The sequence below is a fragment of the Bacteroides sp. B1-V-101 genome (assembly GCF_023656585.1).
GTDB lineage: Bacteria > Bacteroidota > Bacteroidia > Bacteroidales > Bacteroidaceae > Bacteroides > Bacteroides thetaiotaomicron.
Genome location: NZ_JAMOKH010000001.1, coordinates 226807 through 245956, shown reverse-complemented (window position 1 = coordinate 245956; position 19150 = coordinate 226807). Strand labels below are relative to the sequence as shown.

25 protein-coding genes are annotated in these 19150 nt (G+C 40.8%); 22 read left to right on the top strand and 3 right to left on the bottom strand.

The window, feature by feature from the left end; genetic code table 11:
• Positions 1 to 45: 45 nt before the first annotated feature.
• The 3 genes from NBH01_RS01060 to NBH01_RS01050 all read right to left on the bottom strand — a co-directional run bounded on the left by NBH01_RS01060 (position 46) and on the right by NBH01_RS01050 (position 2541).
• Positions 46 to 798, bottom strand: a complete 753-nt coding sequence (locus tag NBH01_RS01060; protein WP_225693666.1) for a GNAT family N-acetyltransferase — start codon at positions 796 to 798, stop codon at positions 46 to 48.
• 293 nt (positions 799 to 1091) lie between these two features.
• On the bottom strand, positions 1092 to 1832 hold the full coding sequence (locus NBH01_RS01055) for a Fic family protein (RefSeq protein ID WP_225693667.1): 741 nt from the start codon (positions 1830 to 1832) through the stop codon (positions 1092 to 1094).
• A 292-nt stretch (positions 1833 to 2124) separates the two neighbouring features.
• On the bottom strand, positions 2125 to 2541 hold the full coding sequence (locus tag NBH01_RS01050; protein ID WP_195382396.1) for a hypothetical protein: 417 nt from the start codon (positions 2539 to 2541) through the stop codon (positions 2125 to 2127).
• A 114-nt stretch (positions 2542 to 2655) separates the two neighbouring features.
• Between NBH01_RS01050 and NBH01_RS01045 the strand changes: the two genes are divergently transcribed.
• From NBH01_RS01045 to NBH01_RS00940, 22 genes are all read left to right on the top strand, one after another.
• A complete protein-coding gene (locus NBH01_RS01045; protein WP_151210902.1) occupies positions 2656 to 2913 on the top strand; it encodes a hypothetical protein in 258 nt (85 codons plus the stop codon).
• Between the two features lie 2 nt (positions 2914 to 2915).
• A complete protein-coding gene (locus NBH01_RS01040) occupies positions 2916 to 3302 on the top strand; it encodes a response regulator transcription factor (protein ID WP_117578452.1) in 387 nt (128 codons plus the stop codon).
• Between the two features lie 304 nt (positions 3303 to 3606).
• Entirely contained in the window at positions 3607 to 3930 is a 324-nt protein-coding gene (locus tag NBH01_RS01035; protein ID WP_234141768.1) for a hypothetical protein, read from the top strand.
• 9 nt (positions 3931 to 3939) lie between these two features.
• Complete coding sequence (locus NBH01_RS01030) at positions 3940 to 4209, top strand: hypothetical protein (protein WP_119200404.1); 270 nt, start codon at positions 3940 to 3942, stop codon at positions 4207 to 4209.
• Between the two features lie 4 nt (positions 4210 to 4213).
• On the top strand, positions 4214 to 4405 hold the full coding sequence (locus NBH01_RS01025; RefSeq protein ID WP_211461878.1) for a hypothetical protein: 192 nt from the start codon (positions 4214 to 4216) through the stop codon (positions 4403 to 4405).
• A 2-nt stretch (positions 4406 to 4407) separates the two neighbouring features.
• Positions 4408 to 7470, top strand: coding sequence for a CHC2 zinc finger domain-containing protein (locus NBH01_RS01020; protein ID WP_234141769.1), 3063 nt, complete (start codon positions 4408 to 4410; stop codon positions 7468 to 7470).
• A 15-nt stretch (positions 7471 to 7485) separates the two neighbouring features.
• Positions 7486 to 7752: a hypothetical protein gene (locus tag NBH01_RS01015; RefSeq protein WP_119200406.1), complete on the top strand. Its 267-nt coding sequence runs from the start codon at positions 7486 to 7488 to the stop codon at positions 7750 to 7752.
• 43 nt (positions 7753 to 7795) lie between these two features.
• Positions 7796 to 7978 carry a hypothetical protein gene (locus NBH01_RS01010; RefSeq protein WP_119200407.1) on the top strand — a complete coding sequence of 61 codons (183 nt, stop codon included), beginning with the start codon at positions 7796 to 7798 and terminating at the stop codon, positions 7976 to 7978.
• A 71-nt stretch (positions 7979 to 8049) separates the two neighbouring features.
• Positions 8050 to 8655: a hypothetical protein gene (locus NBH01_RS01005; RefSeq protein WP_119200408.1), complete on the top strand. Its 606-nt coding sequence runs from the start codon at positions 8050 to 8052 to the stop codon at positions 8653 to 8655.
• Between the two features lie 19 nt (positions 8656 to 8674).
• Entirely contained in the window at positions 8675 to 8974 is a 300-nt protein-coding gene (locus tag NBH01_RS01000) for a hypothetical protein (RefSeq protein WP_195577617.1), read from the top strand.
• Positions 8975 to 9003: 29 nt separating this feature from the next.
• Positions 9004 to 9360, top strand: coding sequence for a hypothetical protein (locus tag NBH01_RS00995; RefSeq protein ID WP_234141392.1), 357 nt, complete (start codon positions 9004 to 9006; stop codon positions 9358 to 9360).
• A 20-nt stretch (positions 9361 to 9380) separates the two neighbouring features.
• Positions 9381 to 9665, top strand: coding sequence for a hypothetical protein (locus tag NBH01_RS00990; RefSeq protein WP_234141390.1), 285 nt, complete (start codon positions 9381 to 9383; stop codon positions 9663 to 9665).
• Between the two features lie 24 nt (positions 9666 to 9689).
• Positions 9690 to 9983 (top strand): XkdD/Y8K6 family phage-associated protein, encoded by a 294-nt coding sequence (locus NBH01_RS00985; RefSeq protein ID WP_119200410.1) that lies wholly within the window; start codon positions 9690 to 9692, stop codon positions 9981 to 9983.
• A 647-nt stretch (positions 9984 to 10630) separates the two neighbouring features.
• On the top strand, positions 10631 to 10963 hold the full coding sequence (locus tag NBH01_RS00980; RefSeq protein WP_225658190.1) for a hypothetical protein: 333 nt from the start codon (positions 10631 to 10633) through the stop codon (positions 10961 to 10963).
• A 561-nt stretch (positions 10964 to 11524) separates the two neighbouring features.
• Positions 11525 to 12001, top strand: a complete 477-nt coding sequence (locus NBH01_RS00975; RefSeq protein WP_117578463.1) for a hypothetical protein — start codon at positions 11525 to 11527, stop codon at positions 11999 to 12001.
• Between the two features lie 79 nt (positions 12002 to 12080).
• On the top strand, positions 12081 to 12542 hold the full coding sequence (locus NBH01_RS00970; protein WP_234141388.1) for a hypothetical protein: 462 nt from the start codon (positions 12081 to 12083) through the stop codon (positions 12540 to 12542).
• A 53-nt stretch (positions 12543 to 12595) separates the two neighbouring features.
• Positions 12596 to 13576 (top strand): HK97 family phage prohead protease, encoded by a 981-nt coding sequence (locus NBH01_RS00965; RefSeq protein WP_117578426.1) that lies wholly within the window; start codon positions 12596 to 12598, stop codon positions 13574 to 13576.
• Between the two features lie 30 nt (positions 13577 to 13606).
• Positions 13607 to 14872: a carboxypeptidase regulatory-like domain-containing protein gene (locus tag NBH01_RS00960; RefSeq protein WP_195382387.1), complete on the top strand. Its 1266-nt coding sequence runs from the start codon at positions 13607 to 13609 to the stop codon at positions 14870 to 14872.
• Between the two features lie 66 nt (positions 14873 to 14938).
• Positions 14939 to 15640 (top strand): hypothetical protein, encoded by a 702-nt coding sequence (locus NBH01_RS00955; protein ID WP_234141382.1) that lies wholly within the window; start codon positions 14939 to 14941, stop codon positions 15638 to 15640.
• A complete protein-coding gene (locus NBH01_RS00950) occupies positions 15637 to 16587 on the top strand; it encodes a hypothetical protein (RefSeq protein ID WP_195382385.1) in 951 nt (316 codons plus the stop codon). The genes NBH01_RS00955 and NBH01_RS00950 overlap by 4 nt, the downstream gene beginning before the upstream one ends.
• 106 nt (positions 16588 to 16693) lie before the next feature.
• The gene (locus tag NBH01_RS00945) at positions 16694 to 17296 is read left to right on the top strand and encodes a hypothetical protein (protein WP_234141381.1); all 603 of its coding nucleotides are present in this window, start codon (positions 16694 to 16696) and stop codon (positions 17294 to 17296) included.
• Positions 17293 to 19014, top strand: a complete 1722-nt coding sequence (locus tag NBH01_RS00940) for a hypothetical protein (RefSeq protein WP_234141380.1) — start codon at positions 17293 to 17295, stop codon at positions 19012 to 19014. The genes NBH01_RS00945 and NBH01_RS00940 overlap by 4 nt, the downstream gene beginning before the upstream one ends.
• The last annotated feature ends 136 nt before the right edge of the window (positions 19015 to 19150 follow it).

The following is a 19150-nucleotide window of genomic DNA, read 5'->3' as shown; positions in this document are numbered from 1 at the left end:
AACAAAGAATAATCCTATCTCATTAATCCCGCATTATCTACTTATTTATTTTTTAAGTATTCTCTTTAAATGTTCGACATCTAAAAGTAAATTCACTGTTTCAAAATTCCCTTTATAAAAAACGCCCCAGTTATTAAAAACACAAGGCAGGTCTTTCGCTTTTTGGAGTGTATCCACTTGAATTAAAGATACAGGAACGCTATTTGTTTCACAATACTGTTTTATCATTTCAATCTTTTGATAGACATAAGGGCATTGCATATCATAATAAATAGTCAGATCTTCGCTTTCAATTTTCATTTTCTTTGCATTTTGCGCAAATTTCGGCGTTGTCCCGTCAAAAGAAAGTGCAAGCAGTTCATATCCATTATCAGTCGTATCAACAACTTCAAAACCGAATTTCTTCGCAAACGATTGGTCAGAAAGCCAGTTCTTCTGTTTCTTTGATCCAAGCATACAAACACCGGATTTGCCTTTTTCTTCGGCATCTGCCAGGCAATATTCCATCAAAGCTCTTCCATACCCGTTTCCTTTTGGACTTCCTAAAACCCATAAGCAATACAGATAATAATAGTTATCACCAATGATGGGAACCCAAGCTGTCTCAAGAGGCGCATACTCAATAAAAACCGTAGCTTTTGCATTTAGCTTTCTAAAAACATGACCTTCATTTAGTCTGTCGGAAAGCCATTGCCGCTTCGCGTCAATACCTGCATGAGGCTTTTTACTGCGAATAATGCAGCATAGATGCTCATCACTGAGGTTTTCCTTTGTTAAGTTTACAAAATCTGTATTCATATACGCATTCGTTTTAAATTAGATGTCATCAATCAACCGATCTTAACGGTGCACTCCGTCATTTTGGCTGAATATTATAGCCCAGCCAAATCCAACCATTTGCATTATTATAACACCATTTAGCTATCGAAGTATTACCAATCAGCATTTGTATGCCATTGAGATCGAGACATTGATATTTATCAATAAACATTTAAATACGAACCATGAGCGATAATTAAAAAACTAACCCCTATATAGATATCCATTGATAATACTATCAATGGATGTAATGAGAGCGAGTAAGCAAAGAACTATTCTATCTCCTTGATTCGTTCAATCTGCCTATTCAGAAAATAATCAGTATATAGGCTGTAGTCTTCCATTTCGTAAAACGCTATCAGTCCTTTTCTGTAATTCAGAATATCCGAATCTTTGGCAGAATATACGGGAATGATGTCAGCATTCATCAAAGCAATACTTTCTATCATTCTTGCAGTCCGTTTGTTCCCGTCAATGAACGGTTGCAGACGAGCAAGATTACAATGCAAGTAGATAGCTTTCTCTAAAGGATTAGAATATTCGCCTTGCTGAAAAAGAATTTCATTTAGTTTGCTTACTATTTCTTGTTGATTCTTGGGTGGAGTATAATCCGTTCCGCTAATACGAACTGCCCGTGTCCGTAGCAACCCCGATTCTTCGTTAGATACCAACCCCGTAGAAATAGACTGATGTACTCTGAAAAGAGTGCGTTCGTCTATAATTTCTTGATTCTTTTCTTTATGGATATATTCTAATTCGGAAATAAAAGTATTGTAGAGGTTTTTAAGCATCTTGGCATCTTCGTATCGCTTTTCGGAAGTGATACCATCTTTCAGCAAGGCTTCGGTTTCAACGTAGGTATAAGTGTTCCCTTCTATCTTGCCCGAATAGTAGCACCAAACGACAGCCAAATCCTTTATTTCATTGGAATAAAGTTCAGACAACTTAGCCAAAGGGCTTTCCAAGATAAATGCAGCCTTCTTCTGTTGTTCTTCGTTGAATATCGGTTTCATACACCACGGACCTTTTAAGTTTAGCTATTGAATACTTCATCAGAGCAACCTGCACCCCAATTTAAGTACTTCAAAAATAAAAAAAATCTCCGAACCTTTTATAGGTCCGGAGATTTCATGAGGTTCCTGGCGCACTACTTCCAGTACTAATAACCAAGAATTTAGCTCTATAACGGGCTACAAAAATCACCGGACCCAAAATTAATTTCTATTCGGAGACAAACATTTTAGTTCGAACCAAACTTGATTTTTTATTGTTTTTTGTTCGGGAATTTCCCGCCTTTAATTATCTTCATCCTGTTTTACCTGCGGAATTATCAAGTAACTCCAGCCTAGTTCTCAGTGATGCATTTTCCGAGACCAACTTCCTATTTTCACACTCCAACTCTTTATTTCTATCACGCAAAAAAAAGATTAAACTATCATTATTATGCGTATTAGACATATAATCCGTGATTTCAGGAAGTTCTTCCACATACATAGTACCTTTACCGGTCATCAGCCAGTCTGCACTGAGACGTGGATAAGCACATAGAATACGTTCTATACTATCAGAATTCATTGATGACCTATTCTTCAAAGCTTTATTCACAAGTCCATTTGATAATTTAGCGCTAACAGTCAAGCTATTAGCGTTCAATTTCTCCATTTTCATAAAAGCTTCAAGACGATCTATGAATGCTTCTTTAGATATTGACATATTCTCCATATCATACCATTTTAGAACATTTCTCCATCAAAAGAGAAAATTTCTTCATTTCTTCATTGCTTATATAGAAATGTTCTATATATTTGCAACGTAGTTTCAAAATCAATGCAACAAATGTACAACAAAACTAGAACATGTGCAATAGCGAAAAAACGCTATTCCTTTAAAAAAGGATATCTGCAAGTCTCATTAGAGGAAAAAGATAAGCTCAAAAATGACTTGAAAGTAGTACTAAATAACCCTTCAAGATCATACTTCTCAAAGAAGCTAAATTCAGGGATTATAGATATTTCTGTTACCCTATTTACAGCAATTACGAATGTATTCCAAAAATACGGCATAACAGACTGCTGGACAATTGAAGATATATAACTATGAATCGAAACATCACACTAGCAAAACGAGAAAATGAAATAGCTGAATGCGTTGCCTGGGGAGGATCTTATAAAGAAACAGCCTCATTGCTTCAGATCAGTGTTCGGACTGTCGACAACACACTCCGCAGAATCAAAGAGAAATTGGGATTGAACAAGATCAATGAGATTTCAGCCTGGTGGTTCTGTACGCATCATGATATCAGCTTTGACCTATCTCCTTTCGCAAGGAAGATTGTCGCATCAACACTACTCATCGTATTTCTAGGAGGTGAAATTGCAATATTTACTGACTCAACATGTACGGTCCGCCGCCCTCGCAGAAATCGTACAGAATACCGTACTAGAAGACAGGAAACTTCTATTAATCAACCATATATCATTTAACTAAATACGCATAAGGAATGCGGCCGGTGCAAGTCCGGGATTTTATTTATACATTATATTCTACTCAAGAGAATAGAAGTTTAATCATTCCAATTATTAATCATTAAAACACCGTGTTAAGGAGACACGTAGGGTATCCAGTCCCTGGTTAAGGTTTGTTACACAAAGATTGCCGGGTGAAATTCCCGGCATACGGGTAGTGGTGTAAGGTAACACAACGGAGTTTTTCAGCGTTTCTCCGGTGATACGGGGTTCGATCCCCGAATGCCCACGATTTCTAGTATTAATTTTAAGAATAAACATTATGGGAAATTTAGACGAAGCAACAAAGATAATGGCTTCAGCAATGAATCAAATTTCAGAGATTATCACAACAAACGGGATGGATGCAATCTGCATCTTACATAAGGAAGAAGCCGGTATTTCCGCCACCCCATTAATCATCCATGGATCCTCTCTCAAAATCACACTAGCAATTGTAGAAAGCATGCTGAAATCTCCGGAAACTCGTAATCTGTTACGTGGGGCATGCGAATATTACAAAATCCGAGAAACAGAGAAAAGAACAATGACTGAAATGCCGCCTTATCTGGAGGAATTCATAGACGAATTATTAAAAAAGATGTAAGAGCAAGCTATGAAAGTTGTACACTCTCCCAGCCCATCCGCCAATCCGAAGAAAAGAGAGAAAATTAATCTTTTCGAGAATGATGATCCGGAAGAAGTTGCAGCTCTATGTCAGCAATCTGCTCAGCAGGAATCAAACAAAATATTGTTAAGAATAGACGCCCGGACGCAAGTTCTTGTAGATCCTAAAGATGCGACTTTGGAACATGCGGAAAAACTACGGCAGCGGTATAAATTAAATTATTGCCGCAAAGCCGTAGGGGGGCGTAAAAAAGCATAATACTATGTATGTAGACAATGACAGTCGTGGTTTTCTTGCGATTTATGATATTAGTTCTGAAGACGCATCACGCCTCGCACAAATTATTGAGCAAGCAGACAAGCAGCTTTTATCCCGTCCTATTGAAGGTCTCAGTAAACAATTACGTTCACAATTAAAAGAGTTTGTTTACACTGTACTAGATAATAAACCATAACTATGCATTTTACTGATGATGATATAAAGCGCATCAAGGATGCCTCTGAAAAGCATCTGATCGATGTAGTGCAAGACTTCCGAAACCTTCGCAAATCCGGTACCAGCTACGTCTGTGACTGCCCTATGTGTAAAGCTTCAAAGAAGTTTAGCATCAATCCGGCTAAGGATATTTATTCATGTTTCTCTTGTCACCAGATAAGTGGCTCCGGTGCGCTTGACTACTTAATGAGAGTCGAGAAGAAAGAATTCCCGGAAGCTCTCGAACATTTAGCACACAAGTTTAACGTCATATTAGACCAGCGTCCAGAACAGAAAAAGAAGCCAGTTACAAAAATGAAGCAAGGAAGCAAGAAGGCTAAAGGTAATGATACTAATAGCTTTTGTGCAAAAATGCTGTCTGCCTCCGGATTGACATTTGAAGATGTAACAGCGAGGATTTACAAAACAGATGATACCAAGTCTATTTTTGAAACACGTACTTTTCGCCCTGGTACTATCAATGATTCCGGTGTCATTGATCCTAAAGGAGATGATGTTATCATCGAATACTATGATTTAGAGGGTATGCCTGTTACCTATGCCCGGAAAGATCACCGCAAACGCGAAACAGGCGAACGGAAAGAATATTTTCGTGTTAGATGGCAGTTTCCGGATGCGCACCTTGACAAAGAAGGGAAACCATTCAAGTACAAATCCCCAGCAGGCTCAGGTACCCCGATTTATATCCCGGAAAAGCTCCGGAGAATGTATAAAGAAAAGAAAGAAATACCCAGACTCTTTATTCAAGAAGGAGAAAAGAAGGCTGAGAAAGCGTGCAAACATGGTATCCCATCTATTGCAGTCAGTGGCATTCAGAATCTTGGCAGTAAAGAGAACAATACTCTTCCGGAAGATGTAGTCAAGATCATAACGGCATGCAACGTTAAAGAAGTCGCATTCATTTTTGATTCAGACTGGGATGATATCAGCACTAACATTAAACTGAATGACCGGGTTGAAAAACGCCCATACTGTTTTTTCTACGCTGCTAGAAATTTCAAAGAGTATATGAGAACCCTCAAAAATCGAAATATATATGTGGAGATTTATGTTGGACATATACAAAAAAATGATGCCGGTGACAAAGGGATAGATGACTTACTTGCAAATTCTCTTAAAGATCACGAGAATGAACTGGCCGAAGACATTGAGTTTGCCTGTAATGCAAAAAAGGGGCTTGGGAAATACGTTGAAATGTTTAAAGTCACCACCTTGACCGATCACAAGATGCTGGAACTGTGGTGTCTTCATTCTAACGAAGCGTTCTCCGAGCGTCACAAAGACGTTCTTAAAAATCTTCCGGAGTTTGTTTTTGGAAGATATCGATGGAAGTTTGATGACACAGGGAAACTTGTCCTAGCACAACCTTTCGATGATGATGAAAAGTTCTGGGAGGAAGTAGATAAGGAAACTCGTTCCGGGATAAAAACCGAGTATCAGTTTTGCTATGTCAATTCCCACAACTTTCTTCAGAACCGGGGATTCGGGCGTCTACGACGTTTGGATAAAACTTATCAGTTCGTTCATTTAGATCCACCTGTGGTCAGGTCGATTGATGCTTCAGATGCACGTGACTATTTATTTCAATTCGCTAAACATTATTGTAAGAAGGAGGTAAACGAAATGCTAATTAAAGGAGTATCCCAATACGTGGGACCAGACAAACTATCGCTGTTGAATTTCATTGAACCAAACTTCATCAAGCCAAATCGCGAAAGCCAATATTTCTATTTTAATACGAAATGCTGGTATGTAACTAAAGACAATGTACAGGAAATAGGTTACGAAGTCATTGATCATCACATTTGGGAAGAGCAGCAAAAAATAATTCCTGCTAAATATTTAGGCTCCCCACTCATCCGCTTTAAGGTTGATCAAGACAATCAATATTCCTATACCCTCTCTGAGGAGGGTAAAAAATCACATTATCTCCAATTTCTGATCAATACAAGTAATTTCACTTGGCGTAAATCAAAGGACGATTTTTCACCTGAAGAAGAAAATGAGAATCATATTCATTTGCTTAGTAAATTATGTGCGATTGGATACATGGCAATGGAAGCAAAAGATAGCAATGTGGCTAAAGCAGTCATTGGTATGGACGGAAAACAATCCGAAGTCGGAGACTCTAATGGAAGATCCGGTAAATCCTTAATCGGCGAGTTATTGCGCTGTGTTGTTCCCACTGCTTATATACCTGGTAAAAGAAGCGATATCTTCAATGATCAGTTTATTTGGAATGATGTACTTGAAAACACAAAGTTTGTATTTATTGATGACGTTCTTCAGAATTTCAACTTTGAATTCTTGTTTCCTAATATAACAGGTGACTGGAGCGTCAACTACAAAGGAGGGAGACGAATCACTCTCCCATTCGAGCGTTCACCCAAAATATATATAGCAACTAATCACGCTATTCGAGGAAGAGGATCAAGTTTCACAGATAGGCAGTGGCTACTTGCCTTCTCTGACTACTATAATGACTCACATAAGCCTGTAGATGACTTTGGAATACGTTTTTTTTCAGAATGGGATTTTGATCAATGGAATCTTACATGGAATCTTCTAGCTAACTGCATACAACTTTATCTCCAGTATGGAGTGATTCAAGCTCCCGGCGAACGTTTGGAACAACGCATACTCAGACAAGAAATCGGTGAAACTCTTATTTCATGGGCAGATGAATATTTTTCTTCCGAGGAACATCTAAATCACCGTCTTGTCAAAAAAGACTTATATGACGCTTTTTGCATCTATGATCCTATGCAGCGGAAATACATATCTCCTACCGCATTCAAAAAGAAATTTATTATGTATTGTGACTGGAAAGGATACCTCTTTAATCCACACAAATATGATAGTAAAACTGGGAAACCTTTTAAGACAGATAAAGACGGATGTCCAGTTCTTGACGACAAAGCTGGAGGGGTGGAATATTTCACAGTTGGGACTGGAACCTGCACTGGTGACAGTTATTCTGCTGATACCAACTTTGAGGATGAACAGAAACTAATAGACTTTTAAAAGATAGCGATGAATATGGGAAAAATATTACTAAATGAGGTATTATCTCATGCTGATAAGTTAAAAGAGGAAATCAAGAAACGTTTAAAATGCGAGATTGTCGATTTTGAGATTGTAGAATATGAGTCCGGGGAAATAGGTGTGCATTGGAATGCTACATACAAAAGCGAAGCTTCATACGTGGATATTCCATATAAATGGATAGTGGCAGGTATTCATTGGGGTGAAGGACTTATTAGTATGTATGCAAACCCAACTGACTTTTTAGTATTTAACAAATAAAAATGAGCCTTGGGCGGGCTTTGTAAAACCCACATTAAAAAATATGGATAAAATTAAGTTAGGCGACAAAGTTCGTAGTAGTGTATCAGGTTTTTCAGGGACTATAACCGCAAAATGTGAGTATTTGCACAGCGCTACTCAATATTGTGTAACAGCTAAATGCAAAGATAATGACATCAAAGAAGCGTGGTTTGCTGCATCTGAATTGGAACTGGTAGAAGATTAACTGCTAAAATCCTATAGGTAAAGTATCCTGTAGAACTTTAATTAGAATTCAAAGTAGAAAGGAACAAAATTATGACATTAAAACAAGCCCAAAAATTGTATGAAGATTCAGTACAGGCAAAAATGACTCATGCCGACAACTGTATGACTCAATCGCAACTTGAATATATTGGCAGAACCATTTGGGGATTCACTCCCGACAAACAAGCAAAGGTGCTATTCACCAAGATAGGTAAGAGAGTATCTACTGTTATAGCATCAAAAGAAGCATTTATTAAAGAAGTTGGTAAACCTATTGTCTGCAAATGTCCAGTATGTGATATGTATTATTTGGCTTATAGAAAGCCCGTCGATGCTCACGATGAACTAACTGCTCAGTGTCCAAAATGCGATTCACTTGGTTGTGATTCGGATATTGTACACTTGGAGACAAACCGTAAGTTTTGGCTAAATGACAAGATCACTAAAATTCTTGTTCCCAACAAAGATCCGGAACGGGTAGCAACTATGTATGATTCGGCTGCGGAAGATTTCCCGGCACAATATGATATGCTACTGCCTGATGGTAAGAGATGTTCTGATTGCGTAAAAAGTAATACCTGTTGCAATGTATTTGGTCAGAAGGAAAGTGACACTACCTGCCAATGGCATCCTTCCAGATATTCACCGAAGGAATAACCCTCAAAACTAAGTAGATATGAATAAAGAGAAATTAAAGGAAGCCAATCGGCTAAATAAACTCATTGAGGAACATGAGCAAGCGTTAAATTGTTTCGAGTTTGATACCAATTACTATGCAAGAGATGAAGACCCCAACTTGCCTATTGCGTTGGAAAGTACTAATCCTATTCTAATTATAGAACATGATGATCCATTTGAGGGAGGACGGGAACAGCAGAGAATTCCAATGGTATTGAGTGATTTCCTCATTAATCTAATTAAGGATTCTATAAAAGGAAATCTGGAAAAGTTGAAAGACGAATTTCAAAATCTATAACTCTCAAAACAAGAACAGAAAGGAGCATTATGGGAAAGATTATAGGTGCAAAGGTTGTAACTCTTTGCCAACTAAAAAATAAAGGTGGGATAATCATTGAGAAAGGTGAAGTCTGCACTATTGTTCAAAGCTATCGTGGCTATGGCATACGTACCGATGATTATCGACAAATAAACAGAGTTGATAAATCACAAATAGATTTTATCAAACCACTAAAACCAAAAAGGATTGTGGTTACTCCTGATGAATATGAAGCTATCCGGTTTGCACTTTCGGAGATAGAGGTTTCTGTTGGTTATGGAAATTTCTCGGAAGAACAAGCAGAACTATATAAGGCAAATGAAGTGATACTCCGCAACCTTTTAGATAAAATCAATAACGCATAATAGAATAGAAAGGAGCTAATATGAAATGGAGAAGATATAGTGAACAAAAGCCTCCAATAGGAGAAGAAGTGATAGCCTATCATCCAGATTGGATAGATGAAGATAATAATCCGAAAGGTACAAGAATAGGATGGCAAGGAGATGAAGATTTTACATCGGCTCACTGGTGGGCACATCAAGATTGCTACATGACAATATCTCATTTTGAATGTGACGATAATCCGGCTTTCAGTGAAAAAACAAAGAAGAGTATTGAGCCGGAGTTATGGATTCCGTTAGCTTATTTAACTGATTATTTACCGTAAAACAAGATAGAAAGGAATTAAATCATGAAAGAATTTAGAGGAACTAAAGGTGAATGGTTAGTGGACGACATAGATGTTATATCTCGTGAAACAGGATTTGCCATTTGCCAAGTTTATGATGGATTGGATACCCATATTTCCGAAATGGATATGGAAGTAGTAAATGCAAATGCCCGACTTATGGCTACTGCTCCTGAATTGTTGGAAGCATTACAAGCAATGCTAGAACGATTTGATTACAAAGAGCAGTCTATCTATTCTTTTGCTGCCAAAGAAATTGATGTAGCAAAAGCAGTAATTAAAAAGGCTATTGAATAACCCTCAAAACATAAAACGGAGTGAATTAAACAAATACCTGGAACATGAATAGAATGAGATGGTTCGTCATCGGACTCCACCTATATGTATTTCCGCCAGAACCGGAAGTAGGAGACATCGAGGCTTTACACAACTGGATCCCACAAAAAAAAAGGAATCATTGAGACGCTAAAATTCAGGTTTCACACCGGTATTTGGAGCTATACAGCAGGGAATATAAATTATCAATTTTAATTGCACTATCACTATTCTGCACTTAAGCATGGGAACCTATCAAGAAATATTAGACGAAGTTCTTCCTCTATACCGGCAAGATCCGGAACGCTTCATGCGTTTCTATCACGCCGTCAATAACATTCTTGCTACAATACCTGAAGGCAAGAGTATTCTTATAGCTGACCATTGTAAGCCTGCATCACGTGATCTATTCATTAAAATAGCTTGTATGTATATTATTGAAGAAACAACAAGGAAAGATGTCTTGGATGACTTTTTAGAGTTTTCTGACGATTATAGCAGCATTCGGCATGTGCCTAAATTAGTGCCGGCACATGTCCGGCCACACTTCTACTCGAATCGAAGATGAGTAGATTATCCCAATTTATTACTCTGTAAAGATACTAATTTTCACTGATATACGCAACATTATGACAATAAAAAAAGAGAATAAAATAATGGTAGTAATAGCCCCATCGAGCGATGACCGGGAACTATTCATTTCCCGCCTGGCCGTTCGGCTAGGTTTTGCCAAAGTCCCTTCGGATGCTAAAAAAATCATCCGCAAGGATATCTATTCCTTTGACCTGCCTACTGCCTACTTCATTCTCTGCAGTAACTACAACTTTCGCGGCTCTGTCATCACAACACAGCGGCTCTACGAGCTTGCCGCAAGGGGTATCTGCGTAGTCGTTGGCGTCAAGTCACTACCGCGTGAGTACGAATTGATATCGCAAGTGTTTTATCCTGATGATTTGCGCTAACATAAGTCGAATCATTTATTGCCCGGTGATGCTTCTGTATTACCGGGCTTTCTTTTTCCGTTCCCCTCGCCTCCCCTTCATTCATCAAGAACGTTTTGAACAAATGTGCAGGGGGAGAGGCGCCAAGTGCAGACAGGGGGACATATATATTTTTTTTATTTTTCTTTCTTTCTTAAAAATACCCTACCTAAAAATAAGGGAAAATTTTGTGCTTTCGTGCAGACACCCTTTTTTCGGCATTTATTACATTATAAATCAGATATTTAAACACCGCACGATTTTCGTACAAAAACGTACGACTCGTACAAAAACGCACAAAAATGCATTTTGTACGGAGTACGAAGATTTTGTGCTAAAAAGTACACTATTTCGTACGCCCTTAACTATCTGATAAACAACACATAAATAGAAAGCATAGCTCATTTAGCACGATTGCACAAAAAAATAGTACGGTATCAGCAAGGGTTATATGTACAATACCTCGTTTTTTTATTGATAAAGGCAAGGATTACTCAGTTATATTTTGTACATTAGCTCCACACCTAAACCACTATGCTTTATATGATTACTACTAAGATTGAAGTTCCACAGCATCTTAAGGAGTATCTGATCGGAAAGTTCTGCAATTTGCAGGACTCTCCGATTCGCTTCCCGGATAAAACGGATATCTACCATTTTATCTACGATCTGTTAGAACGTCGTCCAGCCAACATCTTTAAGGATCATGGTAATCTCACCATCATCCTTCCTGAACGTACTACCGGGAAGGATCCTAAAACTTACAATTACCTGGGAATACGTTCACAGATAATTCTCATTCGCAAGATCGACCGCATGCTATGGGCAGAGGTGCATGATTACTTGGATGAACAAAAGCACACTTACGGAATCACCTATATCGACGGGATACACAACTTCATGACCTGCTATGGGATTGATTCTATCAGCGAAGATGCATTCAAGAAGAATTATTATCGATGGAGGGCTAATCTTCGACGAAAAGAGAAAAAAAGAGGCTATCACCGCACAAAAACATGACCGAGCAAGTGTAGTTAATTGTCCCTTTTTTGATCAAAAAATGTTCTAAAAATGCGTACTAATTGAAAATCAATAAGTTATGAATAATATCAATAATATGGGAGGCATATTATTTGCCGAAATCCTGAATACAGACGAAATAGCCCTGTTTGCAGTACATCAGAACCAAGCATGCATCAGAAGCAAGGAAGGACACGACTGGTATCCGCTTCCAACGCGAGGAGTCATTGAAGCTCCAACTGTCGCTTCCGATGATACTAAAGACGCAGGAATCACATATAAGCATTCAGCGACCATCCAGTTTCCCCGATCCGCATTAGAGGGGAATACAGCAAACAAGCTGCGCAATAAAGTTCAGACAGGCTGTGTTCTACGCTGTCAGGACACACAGGGACACAAGTATATCTATGGCACGAATGAATACCCACTCCTCGGAACCTTAAACCTGATTATAGGGAAAAAGGTAACCGACTTCACCGGATATGAGCTGAAACTTGCCGGGACCTCATTACATCCGATGCTCTCCTATATCGAAATTTAACCGTCCTTCTGCACCCTCACTAATAGGCGTATCATTGCACCAAAATCAGTGCAATGAGCCAAAAACGTATCATTCTTTCCGATTCATCGCTTAATCGTTACGGTTACCGGGTCCTTACCTCTGGAATGCTCCTCGAAGCATTCAAGAAGAACCCGGTGATGCTGTATATGCATTTTCGTGATGAAGGATCTCCCATTTGGGGAGAAACTAAAGCTATCGGGCATTGGGAAGATATACAGCTTGAAGGCGATGTACTTTCTGCCATTCCTGTTTTCGACAAGGTTGATCAACTATCTAAAGACATTGCCGCAAAATACGAAGCAGGGACTTACAACGCCGCAAGTGTCGGTATCCGCATCATTGCTACATCAGCCAACAAAGACCTTCTGGTACCTGGTCAGACTCGCGAAACAGTTACAGAGTCAGAGCTGATGGAAGCATCCATCGTGGACATACCGGCAAATTCCAATGCCGTTCGCCTCTATGATCGTTCCACATCCGTTCTTCTGGCAGCGGGTATGGACACGAATTCCGTGCCAGCATTATCAACAACTTCATTCAAAAACAAAATGACTCTAAAAGAATCATGGTCAGCTTTTTTATCTTTTCTGAATATCAGTCAAGATAAGGCAGTAACGACCGAATTATCAGCAGAGAACCTCGACTCCCTGCATAATGAATTCACCCGTCTGAAATCGGATAACAGTTCTCTTGTACAAGCTAAACAGGAGATCGATCAGAAATTATCTGATGCGACTACTGAAATAGCGACTCTCAAGACAACAGTAAGTGAAAAAGATCAAGAGATCGCTAATCTGAAAACCGAGGCAAGCGGCAAGGATTCAGAGATCACTCAACTCAAAGAACAAGTAGCCAATCTAAAGAAAGCTCCGGCACCGGGTGAACCAGTTCCTGCCCCAAAGGGTGAACCTGCCGCAAACGGAGGAAAAGAGGAACTGGCTGCCTACTGCGAGGAAAATGCCGGCAATTATCAGGGAATCACAGAACGCCTGAAGGCTGACGGACTCCTTTAATTTACTAACCTACCTTAACTATTAAAGAATATGTCTCAAAAATTAATTGACGTATCGAAACTGAACCAAACCTTAATCACATATGATAAGGCGCTTCGCGCTCTTCCATTTGCTACCCTGCAGGAAGTTGCCGCAAAATTGGGATTGAACGTGATGGACCTGCAAGGCAAACATGCCTTGATCAATGAACGCCGGCGTGCCGGTGGAACTCAGTCTTACAAGATTGGGAAAAATTTCCGCCTGGTTGATAAGCTGCTCGGCTATGAACCTTCCGTTATCGAACCGAAGGATGTTGTATGTATCACAAAGGAAAACTCTCAAAAATACGATGACGGTGAACTGTTGATCGTAGGAGGTCAGCCGGTCAGCAACATCAACAAGAAACATCCTCTTGAAACACGTGTTGCCTTCACATTGGTAAAATCTCATGTTGAAGATGTAGTATATACATTGTTTCATGCAGAACGTGATGAAGACTCAACTTCACCGTCAGGTGCATTTGATGGTCTGTTCACCAAAGCCGACATGCTGATTACAACAGGTGATGTCAATGCTGCTCGCGGCAACTTTGCTCCATCAGGTCTTTTTGCTTTGCCCACGAAGGATACAGACTCCGCCGCTTATGAAAATTTGGTTGAATGGATTGGTGGTGCCAACACTTACCTGCGTTCTTCCAAGTCAGGAATTCCACAGTTACTTTGTGCCGAAACGGTCTTGATAGCTGCACGCTCTGCTCTCCGCAACAAACTGAGTATGCAGGAATATCCTTCCATGCAACGCATGATTGAACTTTTGCGTGAAGACGCAATGTGCCCTGCGCTTGAAATCCTCTCTCACGAAGCATTGGGACAGGGATCACGCCTGGTTCTTCAGAAGAAAGGGAATATGGATGTTGCCTTCAATACCCAAGCCGCAACCAAGTTCTGTCAGATCCGTGATATCTACGAAGATCCCAACGAATGGCAATTCTGGCTGCAAACCGGTTATGACACCCGTATCCGCGACTGGCATGAAAAAGTATACCGCTGTAATGAGCAAAAGAATGAATCTCTTGACCTCGCAGGAGACTATTGCAAGACCGGAGGCGTACAAGTTGATATCACAGGAACGGAGAATGCCGCTTGGGCCATCAAAGGCAAAGTTGCTGAACGTAGCAATGGTCAATGCATCATTGGTCTGACACCCGGTAAGTACACTATCGAGTTTACTGCTGTAGACGGTAAGACTAAACCTGCCGATCAGGAAGTGACTGTAGTGGAAGGCGAAGTAACAACCGCAACCGGTGCTTACACCTAAACTGAGATAAAAAATGAGCGGCCATTTTTGGTCGCTCTATCCTATTCACTCTTAACAATTACACTAATGAAAAAATATACTTACCTAATTCTCTGTTTGTTATTTGTGGCTTTGGTTATTGCAATCCCAGAGCTGCACCCTCAGACATGCCATCTTGATGGAGATACATTGACCATGCTGGCAGCTGGTCCGGCTTTCGCACCACTGAAATGGAATGTCGGTCAAAATAATATGGGTGGATATAAAGGACGTTTGCTGTTCGTCCCATTTGATGCACCCAATACAGTACCCACCGTTCCGGATCCCGGCAAAGCTGCAGACAATGAAGCACTAGTGACGGCAGCCGGTGCATTTGCTTTTCCTGCAGAAGGAACATATAAGCAACCTATTTATCTATATAGTACAGATGCAACAGTCGAATATAAAGCGGAGCAACAGGGAGAAGCTGACGGGATCAGCTATAAACTGACGTTAAGCTTCTTCTTCCCTGGTAATACCCCTGAAATGCATGCATTCAATGCATTGGTAAAAAACACAGCAGGCTATTACATCTTTGAAGACTCCGACGGCAGGCAAATGATCATGGGACAGCCGGGATTATATGCTTCTACTGCTCCTTCCTTCAATGGAGGAAAAGCAAGAGGTGACCGTCGCGGTACCACCTATACGGCTACCGCCGATTCCAATTACTCTGCGATCTTCCTTGAGACTCCCATAGATATGGAAGTGATAGGCGGATTTAAACCAGCTCCCGCACCAGAATCATGATCAGACAAGAACAACTCAGCCAATGGTTAGGAGACCGTCAGCGCAAATATGCTGACGGCCTGGTTCTTTTCAATGCTCTCGCAAAGGAAGCTATGAAAAAGAAATTTGCTGCTTACCTGGCAGCAGCTCCGGAAGATCCACACATTTTTGATCCGCATTTCACCCAGCTCGTTAATTGCTTGTCCAAACTCGACAAGGAGATTAAATTCTCCCCTTCCTTATATCCTGCCGCAATGGAAGAAATTGTTGTAGTAAAGACCATGAGCGAGGATGATCGAAAAAAAACGATCGAATCCAAGCAAGCGAATATCGCCTCCCTGGAGGAGTTGGTCAATAACCTTCGATCACGAATTGACAGTTTAGAGGACGACAGTGAAAGTCACGCAGATGAACTTGTTTCCCTTCAGGAACAGTTTGACGAGAAGATGTCAGAGCTATCTGCCTTACAGAACGAAGTGAACGCTCTGAACACACCAGGCGTCAAAATCATCACAGAAGAATCACTCAGCCCGTCTATTCGCAAGGCTTATGCCCGTATCAAGGAAATCGCACCTCTATATGCAAGCCTGCATAACGATGTAGCTAATTCGGAGATCCCGGCAGAAGAACGGCAGCCTATAGCCGAAGAGCTCTGCAAGCTCGATGACGAACGCCGCCGGCTTTGGAAACAAATCGATGCCTGGGCAGAAGGAAAAGGTGAACTGAGCCTTAAAGAGAAACGACCGGTATACAGTGAGAATGGTGTAGTACGCGGTATTGAGATCGCCCGTCAGATTAAACGTCTGAAACAAAACATTACTAACAGCCAATCTGCTGCTAACCGCGCCGAATCTCAAGGTAAAAAGACTGTTATGCAAAATGCCTTAGATCGTGTTGCCGGCTACCAAGAAGAACTGGCAGCACTGGAAAAGGAAATTGCGACGCAACAGAGCGCAAGTAAGGAATAACATCAGAGGCATTGCCCCTGGATCTATGAACAGTTCATGCACAAGCGAGGGCGATACATCTAGTGTTGTCCTCGCTTTCGTTTGAATACAACAAACCACTATAGTTATGCCTAAGAAAGATCCCACATATGACCGGATAGAACGTGCCTTGTTCAAAGACAGAGAGGAAGCATCAAGCATCCTGTCCCAACGTGAAATGGAAATTAAAAAACGAATGATGCTATGTGTCAGCAAAAAAATGGAAGATCCTCTGATCCAAGACAGTGAACTTGTCAACTTCCTGATGAATGGATGCGGAGGTAACGCAGATGCCGTATCACAGTCACAAGCATACCGGGACATCGGCATGATCAACAGATTAGTTGGCAACATTCAACTGGCCGCAAAAGCCTGGTATCGGTACATGATTGTCGAAGGCGGGAAAAAAGCCTTCAATATGGCAATAGACAAAGAAGATGCCAAGGGAGCAGCTGCAGCGTTGGACAAGATAGGTAAATACACTCGCTCGGACAAAGAAGATGAGAAATTCGACTACTCCCAGCTCGTTCCTCCATCATTTGAGCCTTCAGATGATGTTACCCTTCTGGAAGGTCTGGAACCTATTGAAGACCTTGAAGGAACCAGGTCAGAAATGCGAAGCAGATTCAAAGGTATGTTGAGTAAAAAAGCGGTGGACATTCGTCCCATCGAAGAGGAGGAAGAAGAATGAGTACACCCCTCTCTCCTATCTTATCTGCCCGTGAACGCCGCAGAAAGCAATATGAAGTCGTAGACAAATTCTTCAATAAGATGCAGCGCCAGGCGATGGCCATCAACGCACATGACGAGTATATAGTCGCATCACGTGGTACCGGGAAGTCCGAAGGTATTGATGCCCGAATTATCCTCCGGAATATATGGGAAATGCCGGGATCTTTGGGTGGTCTCATCTCTCCGTCATACGCCAAGGCATGGGGAAATACTCTCCCGGCAATCTGCAAGGCTTTGGCTGAATGGGGATACATTCAAGGCATTCACTATGTCGTTGGTCATAAAGCACCGGCAAGCATGGGATTCGCCAAACCTGTCCGTCCTGTTCTGGGTGAAGGCTGGAGTAATGCATTCCACTTTTGGAATGGTACGGTCATGGTGATCCTGTCATTCAACCAGGGAATGTCTGCCAACTCCATGTCGCTGGATTGGGTGATAGGTCCTGAAGCTAAGTTTCTCAACTATGAGAAGATTAAAAGTGAGGTGGCTCCTGCCAACCGAGGCAACCGGCAATACTTCGGTGAATGCCCGCACCATCACAGCGTAAGCTATTCCACAGATATGCCGACCGCATCAATGGGAAAATGGATCCTGGACAAGATGGATGAAATGTCCCCACCTCACATCAACCTGATCAGAAACTTATATCTCAAACTGCAGGAGTACAAACGCAAGCCACTCACGGACCATGTGATGCGTCAGATCAAAGAATATCAATTTGACCTAGATCTAGCAAGGAAATATCAGCCTCCAATCAAACCGCAGCCGGGGAAAACTAAAGAATATACCGTTTTCTATGGTGAATACGACGTATTCGACAACCTTGAAGTATTGGGAGAAGATTTCATCTGGCAGATGTATCGTAACTCACCACCGCTAATTTGGCGTACCGCTTTCATGAACGAACGCCTGTTCCGTGTACCGAACGGCTTCTATTCTGCGCTGGATGATAATATTCACTTCTATATCCCGAAAGACAATGGACGCCTCCGGAATCTTGGGTGCAACTGGGGAAAACTGACCTCCTGCGGCTGTTTGGGAGACGGAGATCTTGACTTCGATCAGGAACTGCACCTGGCATTCGACTCAAATGCATCCATCTCCACAGCTGTCGTAGGCCAACTGAATGACCACACGATGCGCATTCTCAAGTCATTTTATGTCAAAACACCAGGGAAGCTACAAGATCTTGTCAAGATGATAGCCGACTACTACCGTCCGAAACTTAATCACGATATAGTAGTCTACTATGATCATACGTTCACCTGGGAGTCAGGATCCACTACAGAAACTTATGCCGATATCATTGAACGGGTATTCAAAGAGAATGGATACAACGTGACGATGGTCTATGTCGGTCAAGCCCCGAAACATGAGTGGAAGCATCTGAATATAGACTTGACTCTGAAAGGAGATCCGCAATTTCTGTGGATCCAAATAAACTTGCATCAAAATGAATTTCTGAAGATCGCAATGGAACAGACTGGTATCAAGCAAGGAAAGAATGGATTTGAAAAGGATAAAACGCCCGAAGGGAGCGATGACACTCCTGATAATCCGGATGAATATAAGACGCACATAACTGATGCATTTGACACGCTGTGGTTAGGTATGAACTTCTATTTCACGGCACCTGGATCAAACTCTAGTGGTGTATTCTTCCTGAATAATAAATAAAAAAGGTATGTTTTATTATTACTTTTTTTTGCTTTTCCCAAATATTATTCCAACCTTTGTTGCGCCCTAAATATTATTAACGACTCTTTTGGTTTTAATATTATTCACAAAGCTGAATACTACAATAAGAAGATCA